This window comes from Phenylobacterium sp., assembly GCF_030693805.1.
GTDB lineage: Bacteria > Pseudomonadota > Alphaproteobacteria > Caulobacterales > Caulobacteraceae > Phenylobacterium.
In genome coordinates this window covers 1-2,964 of the sequence record NZ_JAUXZW010000122.1, presented here as the reverse complement: position 1 = coordinate 2,964, position 2,964 = coordinate 1, and the positions used below count along the sequence as shown (strand labels likewise).

Annotated in this window: 3 protein-coding genes and 2 pseudogenes; all 5 read right to left on the bottom strand. The window is 65.9% G+C overall.

What is annotated here, in order from left to right; genetic code table 11:
- A pseudogene (locus tag Q8M88_RS05495) lies at window positions 1–254 on the bottom strand (tryptophan synthase subunit beta); the annotation flags it as partial.
- A 7-nt stretch (window positions 255–261) separates the two neighbouring features.
- On the bottom strand, window positions 262–912 hold the full coding sequence (locus Q8M88_RS05490; RefSeq protein WP_305595239.1) for a phosphoribosylanthranilate isomerase: 651 nt from the start codon (window positions 910–912) through the stop codon (window positions 262–264).
- A gap of 224 nt (window positions 913–1,136) precedes the next feature.
- Window positions 1,137–1,535: pseudogene (mscL, locus tag Q8M88_RS05485) on the bottom strand (large-conductance mechanosensitive channel protein MscL); the annotation flags it as partial.
- A 10-nt stretch (window positions 1,536–1,545) separates the two neighbouring features.
- The gene (locus Q8M88_RS05480) at window positions 1,546–1,830 is read right to left on the bottom strand and encodes an integration host factor subunit beta (RefSeq protein WP_305595240.1); all 285 of its coding nucleotides are present in this window, start codon (window positions 1,828–1,830) and stop codon (window positions 1,546–1,548) included.
- A gap of 192 nt (window positions 1,831–2,022) precedes the next feature.
- Window positions 2,023–2,964: S1 RNA-binding domain-containing protein (locus Q8M88_RS05475; RefSeq protein ID WP_305595237.1), on the bottom strand; the 942-nt coding region annotated here is incomplete at its 5' end.

Here is a 2,964-nt window from a genome sequence, read left to right as displayed (position 1 = left end):
ACCTTGGCACCGCCCAGATGCGCGGTCATCCGCTCGGCGAAATAGAGCGGGCTGGGGCGTCCCACATAGTGCTTGAGGAAGCTCTTCAGCTCACCCTGGAAGGCCGGGTCGACCTTGGCCGCCGAATAGGCCGCGTCAAGGTCGTGGACGAGCGGCATCAGGGTCTCGGGCACATAGCGCCCGCCATAGTCCCCGAACCGACCAGCGGCGTCCGGATAGGCGGTGTAGTCGTTGGGGGTCAAAGGCGCGTTCAAAAGAACCTCAGGCGCGACGGACAGCGTCAAGAAAGGCCATGATCAAGGCCGGGTCCTTTAGTCCGGGACCACGCTCCACGCCAGAGGAAACGTCGACGATGGGCGCGCCGGACGCGGAGATCGCCTCTCCGACATTCCAGGGATCGAGGCCGCCAGCCAGGAACCACGGCCTGGCGAATCGGCGCCCGGCCAGCAGGGTCCAGTCGAACCGCGCGCCGGTGCCGCCCGGCAGCACGGCGTCCTTCGGCGGTTTGGTGTCGAACATCAGATGGTCCACCGCGTCCTCATAGGTCTGGGCGCGCGCGACGTCGGCGGAGTCCGAGATCGGCATGGCCTTGATGACGCCGGCACCCGTGCGACGCCCAGCCTCAAGCGCGCGGGACGGCGTCTCGGGTCCATGAAGCTGGATGAAATCAGGTTTCAGGTCGCGGGCCACCTCGTCCAGCAGCGCGTCGGAAGGATCGACCAGCACCGCGACGATCCGCGCTCTGCCGCGCACCGGCGCCGCGAGCCGCACCGCCGCATCCACCGTCACGTAGCGGGGACTGGCGGGAAAGAAGTTCAGCCCGATGTAGGCCGCGCCGCCGTCCAGCGCAGCGCGCACGCCGTCGGGCGTGGAAAGGCCGCAGATCTTCGACTGGATGCGCGCATCGCTCATGGCCGGGGATTAGGGGTTTCCGCCGCCCGGGGACAAGGGCCGAGGTCAACTCCTCGGTCAATCAATAGGAGAATGACCATTCATTTATAATAATAGGAACGTCGACGGGCGGTCGTTCGCACGGGTCAGGCTTTGGGCTTGCGCGGCGCAGGTTTCCGCGCCGCCGGCTTGGCGACGACCGCCGGAGAAGGCGCTGCGACGGTGGGCGCGGGCGCGATGCCGCGCAGTTCATCGCGGATCTCGATCAGCAGCGCCTCGGTCGGCGTCGGGCCCGGCGTCTCCTCGGCGCTGGCTGCGTCTGCGCGGCGAATGACATTGACCAGCTTGACCAGCAGGAACACCGCCCAGGCGACGATCAAAAACTGGATCACCGTGTTGATGAAGGCGCCGTACTGGATCGCCACCGGATCGATCGCTGGCGTCGCCGGGTTGTCGACCTTGAGGATCCATTCCTTGTGCGAGAAATCGACGCCGCCGGTGAGCAGGCCGATCGGCGGCATGACCACCTGTTCCACCAGGCTTTTGACGATCGAGTTGAACGCCGCGCCGATGATCACGCCGACCGCAAGGTCGATGACGTTTCCGCGGGCGATGAACTCGCGGAATTCGCTGAAAATGCTCATGCGCTCACTCTCACTCGTCGGCGTTCAGGCGCTCGCGCAGCTCCTTGCCGCTCTTGAAGAACGGGACGTGTTTGGCGCGCACCTCGACCGGCTCGCCGGTGCGCGGATTGCGCCCGGCGCGCGCATCGCGCGAACGTACCGACAACGCCCCGAACCCGCGCAGTTCGACGCGGCCTCCGTCTTCGAGGGCATGGATCATGCGCTCGAGGATCACGCCGACCACGCGCTCGATGTCGCGCTGGGTAAGGTGCGGATTCTCCTCGGCGAGGCGAGCGATGAGTTCCGATTTTATCATGCGGCCCTGGCGGTTGTGGAGCGACGGACCATGGTCGAACCGCGCCGCCAGTTCAAGGCGCAAAGCAGCGGTTGTGGCGGGACGCCCAGCGGCGGCGAAACTCCGGGCGATCGGGCAACGAAAAGGCCCCGCCAGGCGCGAACCTGACGGGGCCGACTTCAGTTCAAGCGGACTTGTCCCGCGCAGAAAGCTCTATTCCTTCTGAGCCTTCTCGCGCAGGGCGGCCCCCAGGATGTCGCCCAGCGAAGCGCCGGAGTCCGAGGACCCGAACTGCTCGATGGCGGTCTTTTCCTCGGCCATTTCCAGCGCCTTGATCGACAGCGAGACGCGGCGAGCGGCCTTGTCCCAGTTGGCGATCTGAGCGTCCACGCGGTCGCCGACGGCGAAGCGTTCCGGGCGTTGGTCGGCCCGGTCGCGCGACAGGTCGGACTTGCGGATGAACGAACTCATCTGAGCCGCGTCCTCGCCGAAGCGCACTTCAATGCCGCCCGTGGTCACCTCGGTCACCGTGACGGTCACCGTCTGGCCCTTGCGGTAGGTGTCGCCCGACATCGGATCGCCGGCCAGTTGCTTGACGCCCAGGCTGATGCGTTCCTTCTCGACGTCGACGTCGAGCACCTTGGCCTTGACCACATCGCCCTTGTTGTACTTGGCGATGGCTTCTTCGCCGGCCGCGGCCCAGTCGAGGTCCGACAGGTGCACCATGCCGTCGATGTCGTTGTCGAGACCGATGAACAGGCCGAACTCGGTGGCGTTCTTGACTTCGCCTTCGACGGTCGAACCGACGGGGTGGGCCTCGATGAAGGCCTCCCACGGATTGGCCATCGCCTGCTTGAGGCCGAGGGACACGCGACGCTTGGACGGATCGACGTCCAGGACGACGACTTCGACTTCCTGGCTGGTGGAGACGATCTTGCCCGGATGCACGTTCTTCTTGGTCCAGGACATTTCGGACACGTGGACCAAGCCCTCGACGCCGGCTTCCAGCTCCACGAAGGCGCCGTAGTCGGTGATGTTGGTGATCCGGCCGGTGAACTTCGCGCCCACCGGATACTTGGCTTCCACACCGTCCCACGGGTCGGACTGGAGCTGCTTCATGCCCAGCGAGATGCGTTGGGTGTCGGGGTTGATCTT